Here is a 24,490-nt window from a genome sequence, read left to right as displayed (position 1 = left end):
ATTAGCCTGCGCGAAGCAGCGTTTTCATTTTTTCGTTACGGCAAAACTGGCGCTTTATCTCAACCACCAGCGCATTGCGTGACAGCACAATCATCACGCCGAATGCCAGCGCGCCTGTCGCGACCTGCACCGCAAGCAGCGCCGCCAGCGGCAGATGCCCGTTGAGCACCACGCCCAGGCCGTAGCTCACCGCCAGAGTCGGTAAGGAGAGATAAAACGGCAGCCACAGGCTGAGAATGTACTGACGGTAGCTGGAGCCCAGCACCGGTTTGATCATCACGAAGTAGCTCAGCACGGTATTGACGATCTGCACCAGCAGGAAGCCGAGCGTCACGCCAATGGCACCCGCCATGTGCCCGCCCACAATAATTGCCGGAATAAACAGGAAGGTTTTAAACACGTTGAACTTGAAGCTGATATCCACGCGCGCCTTCGCCATCAGCAGAGAACCAATCGGGTTCCCCACCGAGCGCAGCAGCCCCACAACGCACAGCAGTTGCAGGATCGGGATGATGCTGTTCCACTTCCCGCCAAACACCAGCGGTACGAAATTGCTGGCGACCACCATCAGCCCCAGCAGTACCGGGAAGTTGATGATCCCCACCACGGAGAGCAGCTTGTAAAAGTTCACGCGCAGCTTCTCGGTATCGTCCTGAATTTTGGCGAACGCCGGGAACAGCACGCGGGTAATGATTGGGTTGAGCTTCATCGGTGGGACAACCGCGACGTTATACGCCAGGTTGTAGCCGCCCGCGACGCTCGCGCCCAGAATGCGCGCCAACACCAGCGTAGAGAGGTTAGTATTCACATAGTTGATAATGCTGTCTGCCGTCAGCCACGCGCCGAAGCGCAGGTTGGATGAAACAGACGCCAGCGAAAAATGCAGTCCCGGGCGATAAATCTTGCGGCCAAAGAAGCCAAACAGCAGCGTGCGCACGGCAGAGTTAACGAGGTAGCCGAGAATGGCGGTCATCGCCAGTGGCCAGAAATGGGCGCTGACAACGGTGAAGGTAAAGCCCGCCAGCACGGCGCTGGTTTCAATCATGCCGATCTTGTTGAACTCCAGCTCTTTCTGCATCAGCGCGCGGAACTGCTGCCCGTGCGGGATCACCACGAAAGCAAACGACAGGGTGCGCATCAGCGGCGCCAGGTCCGGGTTATGCAGCACGCCGGCAATCACATCGCTCAGCAGGAACACCAGCACAAAGACGAAGATACCCAGCCCAACGTTCAGCCAGTAGAGGGTGGTCAGCTCCAGATGGCTGATCTCTTTGCGCTGGATAATGGAGTTGGCGATACCAAAGTCCGACAGCGTATCGGCCAGGGCGATAATCACCAGCGAGACGGTCAGCAGACCAAACTGGTGGTTATCGATAATGCGCGCCAGCACCGTCATCTGCACCAGGCCGAGGCCAATGATGACGATGGTGGCCATGGCTGACCATTTTGCGCCGCTGATGGTTTTTTCTCGTAAGCTCATCTTAGTACGCCGCTTTGTTCACGAAGCCTTTGAAAATGGTCAGAAAAACAATCTTGATATCGAACCAGAGGCTCCACTCACGGATGTACTCCAGATCGAACTCGATGCGTTTTTCCATTTTTTCCAGTGTGTCGGTCTCGCCGCGCCAGCCGTTGATCTGCGCCCAGCCGGTGATGCCTGGCTTCACCTTATGGCGCAGCATGTAGCCTTCAATCAGGGTACGGTACTGCTCGTTATGGGCCACGGCGTGAGGACGAGGCCCGACGATGGACATCCCGCCGGTGAACACGTTGATGAACTGCGGCAGCTCATCGAGCGAGGTACGGCGCAGGAAGTTACCCACGCGGGTGACGCGCGGATCGTTCTGCGTCGCCTGGGTCACCACCTTGTCGTTCTCCATCACCTTCATGGAGCGGAATTTCCACACCATGATCGGCTTACCGTCCATGCCGTAGCGGGTCTGACGGAAGATGATCGGCCCCGGAGAGCTGAGCTTCACCGCCAGCGCAATGCAGCACAGCACCGGGGAGATGAGCAGCAGGATCAGGGACGAAAGTACGATATCTTCCACGCGCTTCAGCACGCGGTTAATCCCCGACAGCGGCGTGTCATACAACGGAACAACCGGTACCCCGTTCACCTCTTCAATACGGGAGTGAAGAATATTGAAGGTAAACACGTCAGGGATGAGGATCACCGAGCAGGTGGTATCGGCCAGCTCGCGCATCAGTGTCTTGATGCGGGATTCATCTTTCATCTGCATGGCGATATAGACGTTATGAATTTTGCCGGCCTTCGCGTCGTCGATAAGCTGTTCGTAGTTGCCCGCCCAGTCAGATGGTACGCCGCCGGGCTTCGCGTCGTGATAAATACCGACCACTTCAAAGCCTAACCACGGCTCTTTGCGGAAGCCGTCGAGCAACACCCGGCCGACCGGCAGATCGCCCGCCACGGCAACGAAGCGGCGGTTATAGCCGCGGTTGCGCAGCCAGCCCGCGCCAAAGCGGATCAGCGAGCGGCAAACCACCATGCCAACGCTGGTTAACAGATACCAGCAGAGATAGGTCACAAGCCGATTATCAAAATCATGGCTGAACGCCACCAGGCCTGCGCTGAAAATCAGGCTTAAGGTCCAGTTCTGGAGCAGCAGCATCAGTTCGGTGGTCATTTTGACGCCGCGCCATGAACGATAGAAATCGGTCATGCCGCCGATCATCTGAAACACCACCAGCGCAATCAACGCCATCAGCAAGTGCATGTATAAGAACGGCTGCCCGCTGACCCAACACACCGCCCACAGTCCGCCGACCATGATGGTGATATCAGAAAAACGCTGCACCATAGAGATTAACGATGCATTCGTTCTCGCTCGCTCGCGCTTTTTTAGATTTGTCATCGTTGTTCCTTTAGTTCTAAACCTTTCCCCTCGCCCCTCACCCCGGCCCTCTCCCCAAAGGGGAGAGGGTGTTCAAGTTCCCTCTCCCCTTTGGGGAGAGGGTTAGGGTGAGGGGTAAGGTTTTCTTTTTACTGATTCAACAGCGCCAGAATGTCCTTCGTTCGGGCTTCCATCAGCGCGGTATCGGCGCGGGACTCAACGTTCAGGCGCACCACCGGCTCAGTGTTGGAGGAGCGCAGGTTGAAGCGCCACTGCGGGAACGCCATGCTGATACCGTCGGTACGGTCAATCTCCAGCGCATGAATGGCAAAGTGCTGTTCGACGCGGGCGATGGCCTCGGCTGGCTGTGCCAGTTTGCTGTTGATCTCCCCGCTCGCCGGGAAGGCCGCCATGCGGTCGCGCACCAGTTCGCCCAGGCTCTGTCCTTTCAGGCACAGCAGCTCAGTCACCAGCAGCCACGGGATCATCCCGCTGTCGCAGTAGGCAAAATCACGGAAATAGTGGTGGGCGCTCATCTCGCCGCCGTAGATGGCGTCTTCCTCGCGCATACGCTCTTTGATAAACGCGTGGCCGGTTTTAGACATCACCGGCTCGCCACCCGCGGCCTTCACCACGTCGACGGTGTTCCAGGAGAGGCGCGGATCATGAATGATCTTCGCCCCCGGGTTTTTCTCAAGGAACGCTTCCGCCAGCAGGCCGACAATGTAGTAGCCTTCGATAAACTGCCCTTTCTCGTCGAACAGGAAGCAGCGGTCGAAATCGCCGTCAAAGGCGATACCCATATCGGCGCCGTGCTCAATCACCGCGTTGCGGGTGTCGTCGCGGCACTCCGGCAGCAGCGGGTTAGGAATACCGTTCGGGAAGTTTCCGTCAGGCGTGTTGTGCACTTTGACGAAGGTCACCGGCACGTTCAGCGCCTTAAAGCGGGCTTCAAGTGCATCGACAACCGGGCCTGCCGCGCCGTTGCCGGAGTTAATCACCAGCTTCAGCGGTTTGAGGTTCGCCACGTTGATGTAGCCCAGCAGGTGGTCGATGTACTCTTTTTGCAGGTTGATCTGCTTATAGCTGCCGCGCTTCGCTTCGTTCACCGGCGGGAAGTCGTTGGCCTCGGCCAGACGCTGCACGTCGCGCAGACCGGTGTCGCCGCTGATAGGACGCGCGCCCTTGCGCACCAGCTTCATGCCGTTGTAGTCCATCGGGTTATGGCTGGCCGTCACTTCGATACCGCCGTCCACGCCCAGGTGGAAGGTGGCAAAATAGATCTCTTCGGTACCGGAAAGTCCAATGTCCAGCACGTCGACGCCCGCGTCCTGTAGCCCTTTCGCCAGCGCCAGCTTCAGGGATTCGCTGGTGAGACGCACGTCGCCGCCCAGCACGATAGTTTGTGGTTTCAGGTATTCGCCGTACGCGCGGCCGATGCGCCACGCAATGTCTTCGTTCAGCTCTTCGCCCAGCTTGCCGCGAATATCGTAGGCTTTAAAACAGGTTAATTTTTCCATGATGACCCCTTTTTCAGGCAACAGTTGGCCCGCCCGTTAACAGGCTTAATTGTTTTTTATTCATTCGTAGGCCGGATAAGCGAAGCGCCATCCGGCGTTAAGACGGCGCTACACCCGCCCGTAGCGGTCCTGGAAGCGCACGATATCGTCCTCTTCCAGATACGAACCGGAACGCACCTCAATTAAGTCGAGTGGAATTTTCCCCGGGTTTTCCAGGCAGTGCGTGGCACCCAGCGGAATATAAATGGATTCGTTTTCACCGAGCAGCTTCACTTCACCGTTGATGGTCACTTTGGCGGTTCCCGCCACCACTACCCAGTGTTCGGCGCGGTGATGGTGCATCTGCACCGACAGCCCTTCTCCAGGCTTCACGGTGATGCGTTTCACCTGGTAACGCTCGCCAGCGTCGATGGAGTCATATTTGCCCCACGGGCGGTAGACTTCACGGTGAATATGGTGTTCGTGGCGGCCATCAGCCTTGATCTTCTCCACCACTTTTTTAACGTCCTGCACGGCATTACGGTCGGCAATCAGCACCGCGTCTTTGGTCTGCACGACCACCAGATCTTTCACCCCTACCGTGGTGACAAGGCCAGATTCGGCGTAGACGTAGCTGTTTTCCGTTTTGTGGCTGATCACATCACCGTGATGGACGTTACCCTCCGGGGTATGCGCGCTAATCTCCCACAGTGACGACCAGGAGCCAACGTCGCTCCAGCCCGCATCCATCGGCACCACTACCGCATCTGCCGTACGTTCCATCACCGCATAGTCAATGGACTCTTCCGGACAGGCGAGGAAGGCTTCTTCGTCCACGCGGATAAAATCGAGATCCGGATCCACCACCGCCATCGCTTTTTCGCAGGCATGTAAGATATCGGGGCGATATTTTTCCAGCTCTTCCAGGTAGCGACCGGCGCGGAACAGGAACATACCGCTGTTCCAGTAGTATTCACCGCTGGCCACGTAGGCCTGGGCGGTTTCCAGATTCGGTTTTTCGACAAACTGCGCCACGTCAAAGGCCACGCTGTCGCCTTCACCAGGCGTAACGCTGCCGCGGCGAATGTAGCCATAGCCGGTTTCCGGGAGATCCGGCACGATGCCGAAGGTCACCAGCTTGCCGTTCTCAGCGTAAGGAATCGCCGCGCGAACCGCGTCGCGGAAGGCGTCTTCCTGCTGAATAACGTGGTCAGCCGCCAGCACCAGCATCAGCGGGTCGCAGTCCGGGCTGCTGCGTTTTGCCGCCAGCGCCGCAAGAGCAATAGCAGGCGCGGTGTTGCGTCCGGCAGGCTCCAGAATGATATTTTCGGTCAGTTTATTCAGCTGGCGCAGCTGCTCGGCAACGATAAAGCGGTGCTGCTCGTTACAGATCACCACCGGGCTTTCACACTCCACGCCGTGCAGACGGTTAACCGTCGTTTGCAGCATGGTGAGGTCGCCCTTCAGGCACAGAAATTGTTTTGGATAAAGCACGCGGGACAGTGGCCACAACCGGCTCCCGGATCCACCCGCCATTACGACCGGATACAAAGTGGTTTGACTCATGATTTATCCCCGTATATCTGCAATAAATTGGCTCAGCACGTTCTCTTTCTCGAGCGTGCGTTCGGCATATTCACGTGCCACCGTGTTCTCTTTTGGCATGGCGAGTGCCTGCTCAATTCCGGTCACCAGCGCAGGAACCGATTCTGGCTCTACGCAAACGGCAATGCCCGGGTAGCTGTTGCACAGCTGGCCTAATTCTGTTGCGGCTTCTGCCGTAATCACCGCATTTCCGCCCACTGCCAGAATGTTGGTCAGCTTGGACGGCAGCACCGCATCCGCCGCGCCGCGTTTTTGTACCACCAGATGGCAATCCGCCATTTTCAGCAGCGCGGGCAGCGCGTCATAAGACTGAAGCGGGAAGAAGCGGATGTTGGTCAGTCCGCGCTCGCTGGCCATTTTTTCCAGCCGCGCTTTACCGCCGCCCTGCCCGACTATCACGAACATCCACGGGTGTTCGCTCAGCTGAAGCGCGGCGTCAATCACGCTCTCCAGCCCCTGTTTTTCACCGATGTTGCCTGAGTAAAGAATGATTTTTTGATCTTCAGGCAAACCGAGCTGCGCGCGTAACGCCTGCGCATCCCGGTCTGTCACATCGCGGAAACGCGCCACTTCGGACCAGTTCGGAAAGAAGATCACCTTCTCCGCCGGGACACCCTTCTCCTGCGCCTTGTTCATCATCGAGCGCGAGATGGTCGAGACGTAATCCACGTTGTGCAGTCCGCTGCGCTCAAAGGCGCTGGCGAGCTTCGCCACCTTGCCGCCCTTGCCTTTCCCGGCCATCCCCAGTCCGAGCATGGCGTCCACTTCATAATCCTGAATGTGCAGCAGGGTGCGCGCGCCGGAGAGTTTGCCCAGCAGGCGCATGCCTGGCGTGCAGAACAGCGTCGGCACCACGCCGATGATGCGATCCGGCTTCCAGCGACGTTGCGCCATCAGCGGGAAAAAACTGCTCAGGGCAAAGCTGCCCAGATGAATTAAACGTTTCAGCGTCGAGGGCTGTTTTGGCACGTAGAGCGGGCAGCGCCAGACGGTCGCAGCCCCCTCTTCGCGGCGGTAGCGCCAGCTGGAATAGCGTTCGCCTACCTTCCACTCCGGGTAATACGGCGGGGCGGTAATCACCCGCACGTCATGTCCCTGGCTCGCCATCCACTCGACCATCTCGCCGGTGTATTTCCCGATACCGGTAAGCTCCGGCGAGTAGTTAATTCCGTAGACGAGGATTTTCATAGGCCTGGCACCTCGGCCTGACGTTCCGCAAGGAAGTACGCCCGACTGTTGTCATGGACGTTGTCGCTTGCCAGCAGCGCCTCTGGCGTTAACCAGCGGTAATCGTCATGCTGAGAATCAGGCAGACGCAGGTCTGCCTCACTCACCTTCAGGCGGAACCCCAGCACGACATAGTGCGTGGTGAACCCGGTGCCCGAAAAGTTATCGTCATAGAAGTGCTGCCAGACCCCGTAAAACTGGCCCGCTGCCATCGGCAGTTGCAGGCCCAGTTCCGCCAGAGTGAGACGCTCAAACGCATCGCTTAGCGTCTCATCCTTCTGCACGCGCCCGCCGGGCACGAACCAGAAGCCCTGTGCAGGACGATTGGTTCGTTTCCCCAGCAAGAACTCGCCGCGTTCGTTCTCCACGATCAAATCAATTGAGATGAGCGGAGTGGAACGCACCACCGTGGCAAAATCTTCCTGACTTAAAAACATCATTACCCCCGGAAGCGGTGCTGGTTTTCCAGGAACCACTGGTAGGTGCTGGCCAGCCCCTGCTCCAGTGAGACCTCGTGATACCAGCCCAGCTGATGCAGACGGGTCACGTCCAGCAGCTTGCGCGGCGTGCCGTCCGGTTTGGTGGCATCAAACACCACGCGTCCTTTGTAGCCCACCACCTGCGCGATGGTCTGCGCCAGCTCGCGAATGGTGCAGTCCACGCCGGTCCCGACGTTAATGTGCGACAGCATCGGCTCGGTGTTTTCCTGCCACACCTCGCGATCCAGCTCCATGACGTGAATGCTGGCCGCAGCCATGTCGTCCACATGAAGGAACTCGCGCATTGGCGTACCGCTGCCCCACACCACCACGTCCGGGGCGTTTTCGGCAGTCGCCTCGTGGAAACGACGCAGCAGCGCCGGGATCACGTGCGAATTGCTCGGGTGGAAGTTGTCGTGCGGTCCGTACAGGTTGGTCGGCATCACCGAGCGATAGTCGCGGTTATACTGACGGTTGTAGGATTCACACAGCTTGATCCCGGCAATTTTGGCAATCGCATACGGCTCGTTGGTGGCTTCAAGCGTGCCCTGCAACAGTTCGCTCTCGGCGATCGGCTGCTTCGCCATTTTCGGGTAGATACAGGATGAGCCGAGGAACAGCAGCTTATTCACGTTGTGCAGATGCGCCGCGTGAATGATGTTGCTCTCAATCATCATGTTCTCGTAGATGAAATCCGCCGGATAGGTGTTGTTAGCGACAATGCCGCCCACCTTTGCCGCCGCCAGGTACACCTGGTCGATACGTTCGCTGGCGAAGAAGTCCTGCACCGCTTTGCTGTCAAGCAGGTTCAACTCGTCGCGGGTGCGAACAATCACCTCAACGTCGCCGCGCTGTTCCAGCTGGCGAACAATCGCGGAACCCACCATTCCGCGATGACCGGCGACAAAAATACGTTGTTTTGTCATTCTCAGGACTCCAGCGCGATGGCAACCTCGTAGCCATGGGACTTGAGCAGGGAGTGTTTTTTCGCTGCTTCAAGATCTTTGGCCACCATCTCGGATACCATTTCTTGCAGGGTGGTTTCTGGTTTCCAGCCCAGCTTCTCGTGCGCTTTGGTTGGGTCGCCCAGCAGGGTTTCCACTTCAGCAGGACGGAAGTAACGCGGATCCACCTGAACAATCACGTCGCCTGGCTTCACGCCCGGTGCGTCGTGGCCGGTCACGGAAACAACGATACCCTTCTCTTCCACGCCGGTGCCTTCGAAGCGCAGCTTGATGCCCAGCTGTGCCGCAGCCATCTCAACGAACTGACGTACGGAGTACTGCACGCCGGTCGCGATCACGAAGTCTTCTGGCTGTTCCTGCTGCAGCATCATCCACTGCATTTTCACGTAGTCTTTCGCATGGCCCCAGTCACGCAGGGAGTCCATGTTGCCGAGGTGCAGGCAGGATTCCAGACCCTGAGCGATGTTGGCGATAGCGCGGGTAATTTTACGGGTCACGAAGGTTTCGCCACGACGTGGGGATTCGTGGTTGAACAGAATGCCGTTACAGGCGTACATGCCGTAGGATTCACGGTAGTTCACAGTGATCCAGTAAGCGTACAGTTTCGCTACCGCGTACGGAGAACGTGGGTAGAACGGCGTGGTCTCTTTCTGTGGAATTTCCTGCACCAGGCCGTACAGCTCAGAGGTAGATGCCTGATAGAAACGGGTTTTCTTCTCAAGACCCAGGAAGCGAATCGCTTCCAGCAGACGCAGGGTACCCATGGCGTCCACGTCAGCGGTGTATTCCGGGGATTCGAAGGAAACCGCAACGTGGCTCATCGCGCCCAGGTTGTAGACTTCATCCGGCTGTACTTCCTGCAGGATGCGGGTCAGGTTGGAGGTATCGGTCAGGTCGCCGTAGTGCAGGTGGAATTTCGGGTTCGCCGCGTGAGGATCCTGATAAATATGATCGACACGTTCGGTGTTAAATGAAGACGCACGACGTTTAATACCGTGTACTTCATACCCTTTTTCCAGCAGTAACTCTGCCAGGTAAGAACCATCCTGCCCGGTAACGCCGGTGATGAGAGCGACTTTAGACATGTTTATATTCCTCTACTTATGAATTTAATCAGTTTCAACGCGTTCGCGTATCACCACTGCGGGGTTGCCACGGCAAATTTTATTTGCCGGTAGCGATTTAAAAACGCTGCTGCGGGCACCGACTACCGTGCCATCGCCAACAGAAACACCGGGTGCAACAAAGACGTCTGTTGCCAGCCAGCATTTTTCACCGATCACAACAGGCGAAGCGGTAATATCAAAATGCGGGCTCATAAAATCGTGGCTGCCGGTGCACAAATAACACTTCTGTGAAACCACCGAATTTGCGCCAATCGTAATCTCGCCAAGGGTATATAACACCGCGTCATCCCCAACCCAGGCGTAATCCCCAAGCGTTAATTTCCAGGGGTAAGTAATTTTCACCGAAGGACGAATGACTACGTTTTTTCCTATTTTTGCGCCAAACAGACGCAGTAAAAATGCGCGCCAGCGGTACAGTATTTGCGGCGACCAGGCAAATAACGTTGCCTGTACAGCCCACCACAGTTGAACTTTAATACCGCTCCCGCCCCGAAAACCTTTCGGCACGGAGAATCCATTTAATTCCTGCATTACGTTTCCTTATATCTCAGGCTTTGTTATATAAGGCTTTCGCTTTACCCGTCGTTTTCAGACGTAAGAAATAAGATAATTCCGCCCAGAACCCCGGTACGCGTAATATTTTACGCTGCACGTTTTTGGCATCCTGGCACAATTCCAGATTATTCGAGGTTGACACGCCGCCCATTGAAAATTCGGATACCAGTCCTTTAATTCGACGGAACGGGTAGCCAGATTTGTACAGGCTGGCGGCCAGGGCATAATCTGATGACACTTTATATTGCAAATCGTAAGGCTGCTTTTTCAGGCCACTCATCGGGAAGAAAATAGCCTGATGGCTTGCCGGCAGGCTGTGGTAGATATACCAGCCTGGTTTCGCGCCGCGCAGCACTTTTTTCCCCTCGCCGAAATCAAGCAGCGCATCACCGATAAACATGGCATCTTCTTTCTGGCGCGCCAGCTGGCGTGCAAACAGCGCCACATCTTCATGGAACACGTCGCCGGAATTGAGGAAGATGGCGTAGCGCCCCTGCGCCATGTTGATGCCTTTATTCATGGCATCGTAAATGCCTTTATCTTTCTCGCTGATGTAACGTAAGTTGAACTCACCGTTAAGTTTTTCCAGGAACTCCGCCGTGCCGTCGTTCGAGCCGCCATCGACCACAATCCACTCAAAGGTGAGGCTCGGATCGCGCGCCAGGTTGCGCAGCGAGCGCCAGGTTTTTACCACCCCTTCGTGGTTACGAAAGGCGACAGTAATGACGCTAAGAAACATAAATCACCTCATTTCGTCATACGCTCGTAATATTCAACGCTTTGCGCAAAATAAACGGACATACAATTAAGAATGCATATTCCGGGCTAAATATTGACCCGGTAAAAAACAACGACACAGGTGTGAACAGATAAAGTTGCACACGAAAGTTCTGGTTATCACCAAACGCGTTAATCATCATTTTGAAAACTTTAAACAGATACCACAGTGTCAACAGTACGGCGAACCAGGAAAAATAGATAATTAACAGATACAGACCATTGTCTATGGTTTTACCGACATCCGCACCGTTAAAGATTCCGAATGATGCAACATATTCGTAAAGTGAGCCGAATCTTACTACGCCATCAATATGGGTTAAGGAATAACCCACCATCACCAGTGGACCAATGATGCGATAATAGGACGACGAACCTTCCGTTCCCAAATCACCCAGACGTTCAGAAATGTACGGGAAGGCGAATATTACGCCCACTAAAAATACCGTCAGAGAAATGATCGCCAGCGGCAGTTTTTTCTTAATCGCCTCTTTGTTCAGGTACTGGAACGCCCACTCCAGCAGGTAAAACAGAATAAACGTCATTACCCCTGAGAACGACCCTGACAGAACGATTCCTGCAAGAATCATAGCATCGGTCTTGGGGGTTTTGATACCGAACTGTTTGATGCTGAGCCAAATTGAGATTAATGCCAGAGCAAAAAACGCCGGTTCAAAATAGAGCGCAGTGGTACGCTTGCCACCAAACTTAATGAAGTTCAGTACATAGCTGTTACTGTATATAAGATATTTCGAAATTATTTCCATCAGGCTACTGCCGCCTGTGAGAATAATTTGCGCCATCTCCAATGCCGCAAGCATAACAATCAGCCCGACGACAATATAAAAGAACCTGAGGATTTTCCTATAATTGTGCGGAGAGATAGTTTTAAAACGAATACTCCACACCATGCCAATAATGATAACGATATAAACAAACAGCATGGTGGAGGTGACATATTTACTGGCGTCCAGCGACTGACCAAAGATGTAGTTAAACGCCGTCAGACCAAACCCGATCCCCAGCGCAATCATCAGCTTTTTGAGGTTAAGCTTATCAACGTATAGCAACAGCAGAACCGGCAGGAAGGTGACGATGGTGATTGGGAAGCTTTCACCGAGCTGGGCAATCTTGACGTTGACCAGCAGGTAGATCAGCGGCAGCAGCAGATAACTACAGATTCTGATAGAACGAGACATACTCCTCCAGCATCTGTTGTCCACTGTACGCTTTGCGGCTGCGGTTGCGGAACGATTCCAGGTCCGTGCCAAAAACAGCCTGCGCGATATCGGCCTTCGACAGCTGCACCAGCGGCAGCACCTCGTTCTCACTGAAGGTTTTACCGCCCGATTTCTCCAGCACTTCGCGCGCCGCGTCGCTGTGGGTGGCAATGACCGGCACGCCAATGGAGAGCGCTTCGCACAGGATCAGCGGGTAGTTGTCCACGCGGGAGCTGAACACCAGCGCGTCCATACCGTTGAGCGCGCTCATCAGTTTGCGCTTGTCGGTTTCAAACCCGTGATTCACCACGTTAGCGCCTTCGAACGGCGAGAATTTGCCGAAGGTATGCAGTTCAATTTTGTCGCCGAGCGCCATCATGTCGCGCACCAGCTGTTGGTTGGTTTTGCCGTCGTAGCGCAGGTCATGGGCGACGACAGCGATTTTCGGCTTGCCCGTGGTAATGGCTACGGGCGTCAGTTCGGCCAGGATCTCTTCCGTCGCCACATCAATACCGTTGTTGATAATCTGGCAGCGCCCTGCTCCGTACAGGCTATTAAAAGCATCTGCCACGTGCTGGCTTGGAGAGATAAAGGTGCAGCCGAGCGAGAGCATGTCGCGGAACAGCTGACGCTTGCCCTCAACCAGCTGATGCGCGCGATCGACCTTCACCGGCGGATAGTTGCTGAGCGTAGGGCATTTCTGGCAGTTATCTTTCCAGCCTTCGCAGCCGTCGGTAAAGGCGCAGCGTCCGGTCACGCTCCAGTGGTCGTGTAGCGTCCAGACGAAACGGGTGTCCGGCTTGTGCGCCTTCACTTTGCCACAAAACGCTACCACCTCTTCCAGATTCAGCCAGTAGCTGTGCAGCACGTGGAAGTGCAGTACAACCGGCCCGCGGGTGCGGGTGACGGTGCGGTAGAGGTTATTCAGGTTGCCGAACAGGTCGCGGTTAAACAGACGGAACAGCGCAATATTGGCGATGGAGGTCAGACGTGGCGTCTGCTTCAGCACCTGCGGATAGTTATCATGGCTGACGCTTTTCTTGCCGCCCTTGCCGTAACCGTAAACAAAGCGCGACTGTAATCCTTTTTGCAGCGCGCGCTGATGCAGATCCAGCGCTACGCCTGCCGCCCCGCCCTCTGCGAGGCGTACGTTAAATTGCAGAATGTTCATTTAATCACCTTCACGCGGGCTTTCTCGCCCACCACCAGCGCATTGTCCGGAATGCTGTCCAGCACCACGCTGCCTGCGCCAACCGTCACGTTATTGCCCACGGTAATCTCCCCGATCATCACCACGTTGGCGCCCAACTCGACGTTATTGCCAATCACCGGGCAGGCCAGGCTGTCTGGCCCACGGTTGCCGATTGTCACCCCGTGGCGAATGGTGAAATCATCACCCGCGACGACGAACTTGTTGATGACGACCGCATAGCCGTGATGAATGGTAAAGCGGCGGCCAATGGTGGCAGCGGCCTGAATTTCATAGCCAAAAAAGCATTCGGTGATGATGCGGTACAGCACCAGCACCGGCGCGGCCCAGATATTGTTCAGCACATTTTTTTTGCGCCACACCGAGCAAAAGTGCGCAATACGGTAGGCCAGAACCATGCAGCACGGGCGCAGGCTCCAGCTGTTAGCGCGGCAATCTTCCAGAAACATTATTTCCCCCGAAGCCCGTCAGCCAGACGCTTGCCGTTACGCACCGACAGCAGCGTCAGCAGCGTGCGCCAGTTCATGCGCTTATTGCGGATCTGATAGAGGGTAAAGAGCTGATACTTCCGACTGGCACGGTCAAACTTGTCCTTGTGCTTGCGGTAAAAATGGAAGTAGCCCGAGAATTTTTTCGGTGACGAGGTGATCTGCATCTCCCCGTGGTTGATGTGCAGGATCTGCGTGGCCTCTTCCACCTTCCACGGCTCGCCGTACTCCACCACCATCCGCAGGAAAATGTCGTAGTCCTGTGCGGCCTTCAGCTCGGTATCGAACAGACACTCCTTAAAGCGCCAGGCCCAGGTAAACACCTGGTTGCCGATAATGTTGCGCTTGTAGAACAGGCGGCGGGAATACGGTGATTTCGGATACAGCGGCAGGCTGGCCGGCTGCGAATAGACCTCGCCCTGACAGACATAGTCGTTGGCATACAGAAACGCGTGGGTCACCAGCTGCGCTTTGTGCGACAGGAAGATCGACAGACGGTTTGGCGTCCATTCGTCATCATCGTCGATACCGGTCAGATACTGCCCTTTCGCCTGCATAATCGCCTGATTGCGCACCGCGCACGCCCCGGAGTTGATGGCGTTATGCGTGTACACCACGCGCGGGTCGTTCAGGTCTTCGACAAACTTTTGTAGCTGTTCGTAAGAGGAGGAACAGTCATCCACGATAATCAGTTCCCAGTTATCGTAATCCTGACGCAGGATCGATTTAATCGCGCGGATCGCCAGCTGCTGACGATTCCATGTCGGCATATAGATAGAAATCAAAGGGCGTTGTGTGCTCATGTATTCCTCCTGCCCCTCACCCCGGCCCTCTCCCCGAAAGGGAGAGGGTGAAAGACCGCACCAGGCAGTCCCCTCTCCCCTCAGGGGAGAGGGTTAGGGTGAGGGGTGTGGGGTGTGTTTTGTTATTTAGAGTCAGACTTGTATTCGTACTCGTAGTAGCCGTAATCCTGATAACCCGTCGCACGGCGGAAGATGGAGTTCAGAATGACCCCTTTCACCTCAATACCGTTCTGCTCAAAGCGGCTCAGGCTGGTTTCCACTTCCTTCAGGGTGTTCACCGCATAGCGTGCAACCATCAGCGTGGTGCCCGCATGACGCCCTACCACGGCGGCGTCGGTGACCGCCAGAATTGGTGGGGTATCGATCAGCACCAGGTCATAGTTTTTGCTTGCCCACTCGATCAGCTGCGTGAAGCGCTCGCTCATCAGCAGTTCAGACGGGTTCGGCGGTACCTGGCCACGCGGGATCAGGTCAAATTTCGGAATCGAGGTCGGCTTGGCGCTCTCGCTGATCTCCCCTTTACCCAGCAGGATTTCCGACAGGCCGTTAACGTTGTTGGTACCCAGCAGCTCATGGGTGTAGCCCTTACGCATGTCGCAGTCGATCAGCAGCACGCGCTTGTTGGTCTGGCTCACCACCGCCGCCAGGTTGGCACAGACGAAGGTCTTACCAATTGACGGGCTGACACCGGTCATCATCAGGACGTTGTTTTTGGCCTGCATCATGGCGAAGTGGAGGCTGGTACGCAGGCTACGCACCGCTTCAATCGCCAGGTCGGTCGGGTTACCCACGGCCAGCAGCTGGCTCTGTTTGTAACGCTTGACGCCCTTAACAGTTTTGACGCTGTCACGGGACTTCTGCCACTCCGAAAGCGGGATGCTGGCGTACACGCTGATCCCGTTCTCTTCCAGCACCTGCGGGCTTTCGATACCGCGGTTGAACAGCGAGCGCAGCAGCACGCCGACGATAGAGAGCATCAGGCCGAGAATAATGCTGCCGAGGATAATCAGCGCTTTCTTCGGCTTCAGCACGCCCGGCTGGGTAATCGCCGGGTCAACGATACGCACGTCGCCCACGGTGCTGGCTTCGGTGATTTTCAGCTCCTGCTGCTTGTTCAGCAGTTGCATGTAAACCTGCTGGCCGGATTCCACATCACGCGTCAGGCGTACGATTTCCTGCTGCGTCTTCGGCATCGCGGTCACGCGGTCATTCAGCTTCGCCTTCTCTTCTTCCAGGGTACGACGTTTCTCGAGCAGCGTGCGGTACGCCGGGTGACGTTTGGTATAGAGCTTGGAAATTTCCGCCTCTTTAAAGGTCAGCTCGTTCAGCTGCGCATCAATATTGACCATGGAGTCGAGAACCGATTTCGCCTCCAGCGGCAGGTCGACGGAGTCTTTATCCTGACGGTATGCGTTCAGCTTGTTCTCGGCGTCATCCAGACGGGCGCGCACCTCCGGCAGCTGTTTACTGAGGAACGCGAGGCTTTTAGCGGCTTCCGCTGACTTGCGCTCAACGTTCTGCTCAAGGTAGTTACGGGTGATGCTGTTCAGGATGTCGCGGATTTGATCCTTGTCTTCACCGGTGAAGGTCATGCTCAGGACGCCGGTATCCTTACCGTTTTCGGTGACGGTCAGGTTGTTTTGCAGATTGTTGATCATTCCGAGCGTCGAGAATTTGGTGACCGTAAACTCACCGCCCTCGTGCGCCTGGATGGCACCAACCCTGATGCTCACGCCATCTTTGGTCAGCATCTGCCCCACTTCGCCGCGCGCGCTGAAGCCTGCGTCGCTGGTCAGCTGATACTGTTTTGGTCCCAGCACGGTCAGGGTAAAGGTTTGGTCCCCAGCCCCTTTTGGAATCACGAAGTCGGTCACTTTTACCGTATCGTTACTGCGCCCCATCAGGCGATCCCAGCCTGCGCCAAACACCGGGAAGGTGTTTTTGGTGACCGCGATATCCAGCCCCAGATCGTGAACCGTTTTGCCCAATACCAGGCGCGACTGGATCAGCTGAATTTCAGCCTCCGATGCCGGCGGCTTGTTGGCCAGCGCAGAGCCGATATCCTGAACCAGCGAGTTTCCGGTATTTTGTTCGATCTGCACCAGCGCGTCGGCGCTGTAAATAGGCGTCGCGAACAGCGTATAAACGATCGCCGCCACGGCAAAGATGGCGGTTATACCCAGCACCCACCATTTCGCTTCAATAACGGTCCCGACCAGGCGACCGATATCGATTTCATCACTGCCCGACGTCGGGGCGGCAGAAGGTCTTGTTTTTTCTGTCATTGTTATCCCTGCTGAGCTTTCAGTGCCTGCGCCCACTGGCGGGCAGACTGGTCTAGTAAGGTGTATACCGCCTCAAAGGCCTCGCGGCTCTTGCGATACGGATCGGGAATTTCGCGCTCACCATCCCAGTGACCAAACAGCATCACCTTGCCGCGCATCTCCGGTGCGATATCGCACAGCGCGTGAATGTGGCGTTTTTCCATCGCGAGGATCAGGTCATATTCCCGGCACATTCGGCCAGAGACCTGACGGGCAACGTGCCCGTCGAGTGAGAGGTTATGCTCAAGGGCGACGCTTGCGGCACGTTCGTCGGCACCTTTTCCGACCAGCGCGCCCAGCCCTGCGGAGTCGACCGTTAACGCAGGCTGGTAATTTTTCAACAGCCTTTCAGCCGTGGGGGAACGGCAAATGTTCCCCACACACACCACCAGAATTTTGTTAAACATCGCGGCTTACCAGGTATGAATGTCGCTCGCCGTATCCGTCATGTAGCGAACGCCACTGATGGTAGGCAGCAACTGGTTGATCAGACGGTTCCAGCGGGCAACCGGCGCGGTGGTGACATAGACCACATCGTATGGCTGGAGACGGAACGACGTTGCCATGACCAGCGACGTCGCGTCGGACATGTCCAGCTGGTAGATGTTGGCAATCTTGCCTTTCGCGTTTTCGCCTTTGATCGGACGGATCACAAAGATACCGCTGGCGTTGGAGGCGGTCAGATCGATACCTTCCGCGTTGCCCAGGGCTTCGGTCAGGGTCATACCGCTGAAGTCCATCTTGAGGGTGCTCTGTTTCTTCACTTCACCCATCACGAACACTTTCAGATCGTCGTTGCGCGGCACGTAAAGAATATCGCCCGGATAGAGGAGACGGTTCTGGGTCAGGTCACCGTTTTGCATCAGCGCCTGAAGCGAAATGCGCTGCTCTTTGCCGTTGTGGGTCAGCACCACGTTGCGCCAGTCAGCACCGTCGGTTAAGCCGCCTGCGGCATTGATCGCATCAAGCACGGTGAGCGGGACGTTGGTGATAGCCTGCTGGCCGGATTTGTTGACCTGGCCTGAGATATAGGCTTTCTGGGATCGGAACGCGGCGATATTAACGTCCACCTGCGGGTCAGCAATGTACTGCGCCAGGCGGCCGGTAATATCACTACGGATCTCAGCAAGCGTTTTTCCCGCGACGTGCACTTTGCCAATGTAGGGATAGAACATGGTGCCATCGGACTGTACCCAGTTACCGGTGTCGCTTGAGCTACGGTACTGGCCCGCAGGTGTGGTCAGTTCCGGGTGATCCCAGACGGTCACGTTAATGACGTCACCCGGACCAACGCGATACTGGTAAGAGGCAATTTCCTGGTCCAGAGACATATTTGGCTGAGCAACATTCGGACGTGGGCGTAATTGTTCTACCAGACGTGGGGTTAATGGGTAAACATTCACCATTTTGTCGAGATCAAAATCAGCATCCTGCTGTTTAATCACATCCTTGCCCATTGTTGACATATTGCTGCCGGGAAAGACCGTGCAACCACTCATCAAGGTCACAGACACCAATAATGGCATCAATTTCATTTTGGATTTCATCATTGATTATTTATCACTTTGGCAGAGTAATTATCCTGTGCAATTAAAATAAGCGCGGGTCGTGGTGACAATCAGAATGCAGTTAATCATTTAGCAATATAACTGGCATCAGTCCTAAAAAAAGCTTATTCATCCATTGGCTATTGACAGAATAATTGAGGCTGATTCACACGCTTTCAGGCACGCTACCGCCCTTGGCTTTCAGTTACCAATCCACTGACTAAACAATGCGTTATGGTTAGACACCCTCTTGGATCAGGCCTTTTGAGAAATATATCCGCCACCTTAAACGGGTGATTGATAATGTATAACCTTCACCAAAGACTGAAACAAAAATAGCAACAAGGAGATTTAACATTTGATGCTGGAAGAATTGTTGCAGCTAACCTAATAGCAGGCAAGGAGACAACCGTCCTAATATTCGTTTTTAAGATTAATATTAAGAGCAAAGTTTTGAGGTTTTCGGATTTTCTTTATATTGACAAAATAGAGCACCAGACCATTTATTGCGATATATCCTAAATATCGTCTTTTGTAATTAAATCTTCGCAATTACCTTATTTACACCGCCCCGCAAATGGGTTTTACCTGAGTGTAGCATTAAGAGAAATCTCACCCCGGCATTGCAATTTACGTCTGCTTTATCCATGATCGAAGTGTGACATTAGTCATATAACAGAAGGTATTGCATTTACTATGGAATGGATTGCCGATCCATCAATCTGGGCCGGGCTGGTGACGCTGGTCGTCATCGAATTAGTGCTCGGCATTGATAACCTGGTGTTTATCGCCATCCTTGCCGATAAATTACCCCCTTCACAACGCGACCGCGCCCGCGTGACGGGTCTTCTGCTCGCCATGGTGATGCGTCTGCTGTTACTGGCCTCAATATCATGGCTGGTCACGCTCACCAAACCCTTATTCAGCGTGCAGGGTCTGAGCTTTAGCGCCCGCGACCTGATCATGCTTTTCGGCGGATTGTTCCTGCTGTTCAAAGCCACGGTTGAGCTTAATGAGCGGCTGGAAGGAAAAGACAGTGAAAACCCCACCCAGCGGCGCGGCGCTAAATTCTGGCCGGTGGTCGCGCAGATAGTGGTGCTGGATGCCGTCTTTTCTCTCGACTCCGTAATTACTGCCGTCGGGATGGTTGACCATCTGGCGGTGATGATGGCCGCCGTGATCATTGCCATCACCCTGATGGTGCTCGCCAGTAAAGCCCTGACGCGCTTCGTGAACAGTCACCCGACTATCGTCATTCTCTGTCTGAGCTTCCTGCTGATGATTGGCTTTAGCCTGGTGGCGGATGGTTTTGGCTTCCATATCCCGAAAGGATATCTGTACGCAGCCATTGGTTTCTCGGTGCTTATTGAGTTTCTTAACCAACTGGCCATTTTCAACCGCCGCCGTTTTCTTTCCGCGAACCAGACATTACGACAGCGCACCGCAGATACGGTGATGCGTCTGCTGAGCGGCAAAAAAGAGGATGCCGAGCTGGATGCTGAATCCGCTGCGATGCTAGCCGACCACAGCGACGGGCAGATCTTCAACCCGCAGGAACGCCGGATGATAGAGCGCGTGCTTAACCTCAACCAGCGCTCGGTCAGCAGTATCATGACCTCCCGCCACGACATTGAGCATATTGACCTGACGGCACCGGAAGAGCAGATCCGTGCCCTGCTGGATAAAAACCAGCACACCCGCGTGGTGGTGACTGGCGGAGAAGAGGAAGAAGAGCTGCTGGGCGTGGTACACGTGATTGACCTGCTGCAACAGCAGCTTCACGGTGAGCCGCTCAACCTGCGCGCGCTGGTGCGCCAGCCGCTGGTCTTCCCGGAAGCGCTGCCGCTGCTCTCCGCGCTGGAGCAGTTCCGCAACGCGCGTACCCACTTCGCGTTTGTCGTTGATGAGTTTGGTTCTGTGGAAGGGCTGGTGACGCTCAGCGACGTGATGGAAACCATCGCCGGTAATCTGCCTAATGAGGTGGATGAGATCGATGCACGCCACGATATTCAGAAAAACGCAGACGGCAGCTGGACCGCCAACGGCCATATGCCGCTCGAAGATCTGGTGCAGTTCGTTCCGCTTCCGCTGGACGAGAAGCGCGAATACCACACCATCGCCGGTTTGCTGATGGAATATCTGCAACGTATTCCGCAGCCGGGCGAAGAGGTTCAGGTGGGGGATTACATGATCAAAACCTTGCAGGTAGAGAGCCATCGCGTGCAGAAGGTGCAGCTGATACCGCTGCGCGGTGAAGATGAGATGGATTTTGAGGTGTAAAAAAGCCGGGTGGCGCTTCGCTTACCCGGCCTACGGTGTCTGGCTTTTGTAGGCCGGGTAAGGCGAAGCCGCCACCCGGCACAACAGGCATCAGAGCTTATCGAGCAACTTTTTCACGTCCTTACCAGACTGAGACTCTTTATTGCGGTCCGCCCAGTCATTCAGCCGACGTTTCGCTTCATCCTGAAGATGCTTACGCAGGATCTGATCGACCTGCAAACTGTAATTGAGTTCCTGCCATTTTCCGTACACGCGCAGCGGTATCGGCGTCTCTTTCAGGAACTCGACAAGCTGACCTTCCCCTTCCCAGCCAGCCTTCACGCGGACGTTGAAGCGGGTGTCAACCGTCTCTTTCACCAGATCCAGCGCGCCGTTTCCGGTCAGCGCCAGCAGGGACGAGATTCCCTGCATCTCGTCGAGCGAGAGCTGACCGTTGTCGAGGGCAAGCTCGCTGGTAAAGCTGTCGAGACGGGTTGCGCTGTCGTAGTTTTCATTCGCCTTCACGCTGCTGCTGCGCTCTACCGCCTGCTGCACCAGTTGCTGGAAGTTCAGCCCTTCCATGCGCGAATCTTTTAGCTCAACGTGCGCCTGCCCCTTCCAGCTACGACGGAAGGCGTCCGCATCAATCTTCGTGCCGGAGAAATCCCCGGCCAGCGACAGCTGCCCCGTGAGGGAAATCGGGTAATTAAAGGCTTTCAGGATGGTGCCAATCTCAACGTTTTCCAGACGCGGCTGGAACGCGGCGCTGGCAACGTCTTTACGTACGTCCAGCGTGCCCGGCAGGGAGAGATTTCCTGCCCCCATTTTTCCGCTGAGCTCAGAGATGACCAGCAGGCCGTTGTGGTTGAACATCTGGCTGTTGACGTCAGTAAAATCAATTCCACGCCAGCGCACGCTGTTCGCTTTCAGCAGAATGTCGGCGGTAAATCCGCGCAGACCATTGTAGTCAGGCAGATCGAGACTGGAGGAGATCACCGGACGCGACTGCGTGACCTGGCTTTGCCCTACCTGCGCGACACCCTCATCGGTCGCATTCACCGTTTGGGCCGCGAGCAGGTTCTCAAGGTTCAGCTTGTCGAATTGCAGATCCAACACCCACTTGGGTTTCTCATCAAGCGTGACGCTCGCCTGCCCCTTCAGGGAACTGTCGTTGGCCTGGAGGTTGAGCGCGTTCAGTTCGAGCTGTTTGCGCTCTTCGTGCCACACCGCCTGCATCGTGCCCTGGCCGGCGATCCCCTTCGCGGGTAAATCCGCGCCGGTCAGCTGCCAGTTGACCTGCTGAACGTCCGCCGTCAGCTGGTGCGGGTAGTCAGAGGCGTTCACGTTCGCATTCATCGACAGGTTGAGATCGCGCTGATTACGGTTGATCCGCCCGGAGAACTCCATGGTCGCGTGATGGTTGGCGTCCTGCTCCATCCTGAGGTTGATATTGCGGACGGTGATCTGTTCGTCATCCTCATGCTGGAAAACCAGCACGCTGTCAGCAACTTTCAGATTACCAATATCGAAAGACCAGCCAGTGTCAGACGGAACGTCAGGCAAAGTATTTTCACGCGGTGCGACCGGAGCATTCGCCTGACGAACGGCTTCGGTTTGTGGCGTAAGCTGAATCACCGCCCCTTTCAGCATCACCTGTTCAACCTGGAGCTGATGGGATAAGAGCGGGATGAGCGCGACATCAAGACGCATGTTATCCGCCGTAACAAGCGGCTGCGCGGCGCCCGGCGCGGTGAGCGACATACGTCCGGAGAGAATGCTGAGCTGCGGCCAGACGTGCCAGCGCAGCGGCCCGTCCAGCTTGAGTTCATACCCGCTGCGCGCTTCAACCTGCCGCACCATGTAGGCCCGGAAGTCATTCGGGTTAACCAGCAGCACCAACGCTGAAAGGCCAGCCACCAGCACCACCAGCAAAATCATCAGCGTTGTCAGAACTCTTCTCATGGCTTCCTCAGTGAACTCACAGATCAGTCTTTATCGATACGGCTGGCAACCGCACCCTGCTGGTCGCGATATTTTGCGTCCTGACGGCGGTTATAAGGACGGTCTGCCGGGCCGGTCAGCGGTTCGAAGCTCAACGCACCGATCATCATTCCCGGGCGAAGCGCCAGCGGCAGTTTACCGGCGTTAAAGAACTCCAGCACGATACGGCCAGACCAGCCCGGATCGATACGGTGCGCGGTGACGTGCACCATCAGGCCCAGACGCGCCAGAGAAGAGCGTCCGTCAAGCCAGCCGACCAGATCCGCAGGCAGCGTGACCGATTCAAAGGTCACCGCCAGCGCCAGTTCGCCAGGATGGAGATAAAACGCCTCTCCTTCTTCGATGACGATTTCGTCACTCATGACGCGATCCAGCGCCGCACTGACTTCGTCTTTCGGCCCGCTGAGGTCGATAAACGGTGCCGTGTGGCCGCTGAAGGTGCGGAACTTATTCCCCAGACGTACATCGACGGTCACGCCGTTAATACGCTCAACCGGCGGACGCGGGGTGATAGACAGGCGGCCTTCATCCAGCCAGGCTTCTATATCGCGGTCACAAAGACGCATGGCACTTTCTCCTTTCGTGCATCGCGCCCTGAATCCTTAAGGCGTCAGGGCAAAACCAGGTTATCTCTGAACGGTACACAATTCACACGGCTTATTCAAAAAACTGACTGATTTTCGCTTTTAAGATATCAATGGCAATACGGTTTTTACCGCCGCGAGGCACAATAATATCGGCGTATTGTTTAGAAGGCTCAATAAATTGCAGGAACATCGGACGAACGGTTTTCTGATACTGCGCCATCACGGAGTCCATGGAGCGACCGCGTTCGTTAACGTCGCGTTTAATACGCCGCATCAGGCAGATATCCAGCGGGGTATCGACGAAAATCGAGAAGTTCATTGATTCGCGCAGACGGGCGTCGGTGAGCAGCAAAATCCCTTCAAGGATAATCACCTTCTTGGGCTCAATGCGGATCGTTTCCTGGGTGCGGGTATGTTCCACGTAACTGTAGACGGGCAGCTCAATCGCCTCGCCGCGCTTCAGCGCTTCCAGATGCTGGAACAGCAGACTGTGATCCATCGCACTGGGGTGGTCGTAGTTGGTTTTTACGCGCTCTTCCATCGAAAGATGGGATTGATCTTTGTAATAGCTATCTTCGGGAATAACACCGATATGCTCATCACCCACTTGTTCACGCAGTTCGCGATAAAGCGTACTGGCAATAAGACTTTTACCTGAAGCCGATGCGCCGGCGATGCCTATGATGACGCACTGATGAGACTTATCAGTCATATATTTAGCGACCTGATTAACCTGGATGTAAGGAAGGACGACGCCGGAGCGTCAAACGCGGCAATTATAGGGATTTCGGGGGCGTGATACCAGTCGAATGCGCAGGTTATGCGAGGCGGGCTGAAAAGCGCCGTTTCACGCCTTTAGCGAAATTTTTACGCACGGATTTTCACCATTTCATCCCCCTTCTTCGCAGAGTAACTATTTTATAAGTCTATGAAGTCAAAATCTGAGCACTCAGCATATGAAT

The 24,490-nt window shown here is 55.4% G+C and carries 21 protein-coding genes; 1 reads left to right on the top strand and 20 read right to left on the bottom strand.

The genetic code is table 11. The features are described from left to right. Position 1: 1 nt before the first annotated feature. The 17 genes from wzxC to ACOT0L_RS00580 all read right to left on the bottom strand — a co-directional run bounded on the left by wzxC (position 2) and on the right by ACOT0L_RS00580 (position 18,684). Positions 2-1,480: a colanic acid undecaprenyl disphosphate flippase WzxC gene (gene wzxC / locus ACOT0L_RS00660; protein ID WP_032623953.1), complete on the bottom strand. Its 1,479-nt coding sequence runs from the start codon at positions 1,478-1,480 to the stop codon at positions 2-4. 1 nt (position 1,481) lies between these two features. Next, complete coding sequence (wcaJ, locus tag ACOT0L_RS00655; protein ID WP_126503283.1) at positions 1,482-2,876, bottom strand: undecaprenyl-phosphate glucose phosphotransferase; 1,395 nt, start codon at positions 2,874-2,876, stop codon at positions 1,482-1,484. Between the two features lie 128 nt (positions 2,877-3,004). Next, positions 3,005-4,375 (bottom strand): colanic acid biosynthesis phosphomannomutase CpsG, encoded by a 1,371-nt coding sequence (gene cpsG, locus ACOT0L_RS00650; protein WP_022648631.1) that lies wholly within the window; start codon positions 4,373-4,375, stop codon positions 3,005-3,007. A gap of 108 nt (positions 4,376-4,483) precedes the next feature. Then, positions 4,484-5,920 (bottom strand): mannose-1-phosphate guanyltransferase, encoded by a 1,437-nt coding sequence (gene cpsB / locus ACOT0L_RS00645; RefSeq protein ID WP_063137677.1) that lies wholly within the window; start codon positions 5,918-5,920, stop codon positions 4,484-4,486. Positions 5,921-5,923: 3 nt separating this feature from the next. Continuing rightward, positions 5,924-7,147, bottom strand: a complete 1,224-nt coding sequence (wcaI, locus tag ACOT0L_RS00640; protein WP_126503285.1) for a colanic acid biosynthesis fucosyltransferase WcaI — start codon at positions 7,145-7,147, stop codon at positions 5,924-5,926. Further along, positions 7,144-7,623, bottom strand: coding sequence for a GDP-mannose mannosyl hydrolase (locus tag ACOT0L_RS00635; RefSeq protein WP_072201098.1), 480 nt, complete (start codon positions 7,621-7,623; stop codon positions 7,144-7,146). Before ACOT0L_RS00635 ends, wcaI begins: the two co-directional genes overlap by 4 nt. 2 nt (positions 7,624-7,625) lie before the next feature. Next, complete coding sequence (gene fcl / locus ACOT0L_RS00630) at positions 7,626-8,591, bottom strand: GDP-L-fucose synthase (protein WP_015572377.1); 966 nt, start codon at positions 8,589-8,591, stop codon at positions 7,626-7,628. Positions 8,592-8,593: 2 nt separating this feature from the next. Beyond that, the gene (gene gmd, locus ACOT0L_RS00625; RefSeq protein WP_003863514.1) at positions 8,594-9,715 is read right to left on the bottom strand and encodes a GDP-mannose 4,6-dehydratase; all 1,122 of its coding nucleotides are present in this window, start codon (positions 9,713-9,715) and stop codon (positions 8,594-8,596) included. 24 nt (positions 9,716-9,739) lie between these two features. Further along, positions 9,740-10,288 (bottom strand): colanic acid biosynthesis acetyltransferase WcaF, encoded by a 549-nt coding sequence (gene wcaF, locus ACOT0L_RS00620; protein WP_003863512.1) that lies wholly within the window; start codon positions 10,286-10,288, stop codon positions 9,740-9,742. A gap of 16 nt (positions 10,289-10,304) precedes the next feature. Further along, positions 10,305-11,051: a colanic acid biosynthesis glycosyltransferase WcaE gene (gene wcaE / locus ACOT0L_RS00615; RefSeq protein WP_023300546.1), complete on the bottom strand. Its 747-nt coding sequence runs from the start codon at positions 11,049-11,051 to the stop codon at positions 10,305-10,307. A 16-nt stretch (positions 11,052-11,067) separates the two neighbouring features. Beyond that, complete coding sequence (wcaD, locus tag ACOT0L_RS00610) at positions 11,068-12,288, bottom strand: colanic acid polymerase WcaD (RefSeq protein WP_022648637.1); 1,221 nt, start codon at positions 12,286-12,288, stop codon at positions 11,068-11,070. Next, positions 12,263-13,480 carry a colanic acid biosynthesis glycosyltransferase WcaC gene (gene wcaC, locus ACOT0L_RS00605; protein ID WP_023300547.1) on the bottom strand — a complete coding sequence of 406 codons (1,218 nt, stop codon included), beginning with the start codon at positions 13,478-13,480 and terminating at the stop codon, positions 12,263-12,265. The genes wcaD and wcaC overlap by 26 nt, the downstream gene beginning before the upstream one ends. Continuing rightward, on the bottom strand, positions 13,477-13,968 hold the full coding sequence (gene wcaB, locus ACOT0L_RS00600; protein WP_023300548.1) for a colanic acid biosynthesis acetyltransferase WcaB: 492 nt from the start codon (positions 13,966-13,968) through the stop codon (positions 13,477-13,479). The genes wcaC and wcaB overlap by 4 nt, the downstream gene beginning before the upstream one ends. After that, the gene (gene wcaA / locus ACOT0L_RS00595) at positions 13,968-14,810 is read right to left on the bottom strand and encodes a colanic acid biosynthesis glycosyltransferase WcaA (protein ID WP_126503287.1); all 843 of its coding nucleotides are present in this window, start codon (positions 14,808-14,810) and stop codon (positions 13,968-13,970) included. The genes wcaB and wcaA overlap by 1 nt, the downstream gene beginning before the upstream one ends. A gap of 122 nt (positions 14,811-14,932) precedes the next feature. After that, positions 14,933-17,095 (bottom strand): tyrosine-protein kinase Wzc, encoded by a 2,163-nt coding sequence (gene wzc / locus ACOT0L_RS00590; protein WP_022648640.1) that lies wholly within the window; start codon positions 17,093-17,095, stop codon positions 14,933-14,935. Between the two features lie 2 nt (positions 17,096-17,097). Next, positions 17,098-17,541, bottom strand: a complete 444-nt coding sequence (gene wzb / locus ACOT0L_RS00585) for a low molecular weight protein-tyrosine-phosphatase Wzb (RefSeq protein ID WP_003862078.1) — start codon at positions 17,539-17,541, stop codon at positions 17,098-17,100. 6 nt (positions 17,542-17,547) lie between these two features. Then, positions 17,548-18,684, bottom strand: a complete 1,137-nt coding sequence (locus tag ACOT0L_RS00580; protein ID WP_022648641.1) for a polysaccharide export protein — start codon at positions 18,682-18,684, stop codon at positions 17,548-17,550. Positions 18,685-19,377: 693 nt separating this feature from the next. Here ACOT0L_RS00580 and ACOT0L_RS00575 point away from each other — a divergent pair. Then, a complete protein-coding gene (locus ACOT0L_RS00575) occupies positions 19,378-20,961 on the top strand; it encodes a TerC family protein (RefSeq protein ID WP_015572372.1) in 1,584 nt (527 codons plus the stop codon). A 90-nt stretch (positions 20,962-21,051) separates the two neighbouring features. Here the strand turns inward: ACOT0L_RS00575 and asmA are convergent, their stop codons facing one another. The 3 genes from asmA to udk all read right to left on the bottom strand — a co-directional run bounded on the left by asmA (position 21,052) and on the right by udk (position 24,240). Next, entirely contained in the window at positions 21,052-22,902 is a 1,851-nt protein-coding gene (gene asmA, locus ACOT0L_RS00570) for an outer membrane assembly protein AsmA (protein WP_063137678.1), read from the bottom strand. Between the two features lie 23 nt (positions 22,903-22,925). Beyond that, complete coding sequence (gene dcd / locus ACOT0L_RS00565; RefSeq protein WP_006811250.1) at positions 22,926-23,507, bottom strand: dCTP deaminase; 582 nt, start codon at positions 23,505-23,507, stop codon at positions 22,926-22,928. Positions 23,508-23,598: 91 nt separating this feature from the next. Beyond that, positions 23,599-24,240: a uridine kinase gene (gene udk / locus ACOT0L_RS00560; protein ID WP_000130320.1), complete on the bottom strand. Its 642-nt coding sequence runs from the start codon at positions 24,238-24,240 to the stop codon at positions 23,599-23,601. Between the last annotated feature and the right edge of the window lie 250 nt (positions 24,241-24,490).

The organism is Enterobacter cloacae complex sp. XAL002, assembly GCF_049236805.1.
GTDB lineage: Bacteria > Pseudomonadota > Gammaproteobacteria > Enterobacterales > Enterobacteriaceae > Enterobacter > Enterobacter intestinihominis.
The sequence above is the reverse complement of the archived record's forward strand: the minus strand, read 5'-3'. Positions and strand labels throughout refer to the sequence as shown.

Bases quoted from the DNA above. Each gene is read 5' to 3' on its own strand.
- wzxC (WP_032623953.1), bottom strand. From the start codon at position 1,480: ATGAGCTTACGAGAAAAAACCATCAGCGGCGCAAAATGGTCAGCCATG.
- wcaJ (WP_126503283.1), bottom strand. From the start codon at position 2,876: ATGACAAATCTAAAAAAGCGCGAGCGAGCGAGAACGAATGCATCGTTA.
- cpsG (WP_022648631.1), bottom strand. From the start codon at position 4,375: ATGGAAAAATTAACCTGTTTTAAAGCCTACGATATTCGCGGCAAGCTG.
- cpsB (WP_063137677.1), bottom strand. From the start codon at position 5,920: ATGAGTCAAACCACTTTGTATCCGGTCGTAATGGCGGGTGGATCCGGG.
- wcaI (WP_126503285.1), bottom strand. From the start codon at position 7,147: ATGAAAATCCTCGTCTACGGAATTAACTACTCGCCGGAGCTTACCGGT.
- ACOT0L_RS00635 (WP_072201098.1), bottom strand. From the start codon at position 7,623: ATGTTTTTAAGTCAGGAAGATTTTGCCACGGTGGTGCGTTCCACTCCG.
- fcl (WP_015572377.1), bottom strand. From the start codon at position 8,591: ATGACAAAACAACGTATTTTTGTCGCCGGTCATCGCGGAATGGTGGGT.
- gmd (WP_003863514.1), bottom strand. From the start codon at position 9,715: ATGTCTAAAGTCGCTCTCATCACCGGCGTTACCGGGCAGGATGGTTCT.
- wcaF (WP_003863512.1), bottom strand. From the start codon at position 10,288: ATGCAGGAATTAAATGGATTCTCCGTGCCGAAAGGTTTTCGGGGCGGG.
- wcaE (WP_023300546.1), bottom strand. From the start codon at position 11,051: ATGTTTCTTAGCGTCATTACTGTCGCCTTTCGTAACCACGAAGGGGTG.
- wcaD (WP_022648637.1), bottom strand. From the start codon at position 12,288: ATGTCTCGTTCTATCAGAATCTGTAGTTATCTGCTGCTGCCGCTGATC.
- wcaC (WP_023300547.1), bottom strand. From the start codon at position 13,480: ATGAACATTCTGCAATTTAACGTACGCCTCGCAGAGGGCGGGGCGGCA.
- wcaB (WP_023300548.1), bottom strand. From the start codon at position 13,968: ATGTTTCTGGAAGATTGCCGCGCTAACAGCTGGAGCCTGCGCCCGTGC.
- wcaA (WP_126503287.1), bottom strand. From the start codon at position 14,810: ATGAGCACACAACGCCCTTTGATTTCTATCTATATGCCGACATGGAAT.
- wzc (WP_022648640.1), bottom strand. From the start codon at position 17,095: ATGACAGAAAAAACAAGACCTTCTGCCGCCCCGACGTCGGGCAGTGAT.
- wzb (WP_003862078.1), bottom strand. From the start codon at position 17,541: ATGTTTAACAAAATTCTGGTGGTGTGTGTGGGGAACATTTGCCGTTCC.
- ACOT0L_RS00580 (WP_022648641.1), bottom strand. From the start codon at position 18,684: ATGATGAAATCCAAAATGAAATTGATGCCATTATTGGTGTCTGTGACC.
- ACOT0L_RS00575 (WP_015572372.1), top strand. From the start codon at position 19,378: ATGGAATGGATTGCCGATCCATCAATCTGGGCCGGGCTGGTGACGCTG.
- asmA (WP_063137678.1), bottom strand. From the start codon at position 22,902: ATGAGAAGAGTTCTGACAACGCTGATGATTTTGCTGGTGGTGCTGGTG.
- dcd (WP_006811250.1), bottom strand. From the start codon at position 23,507: ATGCGTCTTTGTGACCGCGATATAGAAGCCTGGCTGGATGAAGGCCGC.
- udk (WP_000130320.1), bottom strand. From the start codon at position 24,240: ATGACTGATAAGTCTCATCAGTGCGTCATCATAGGCATCGCCGGCGCA.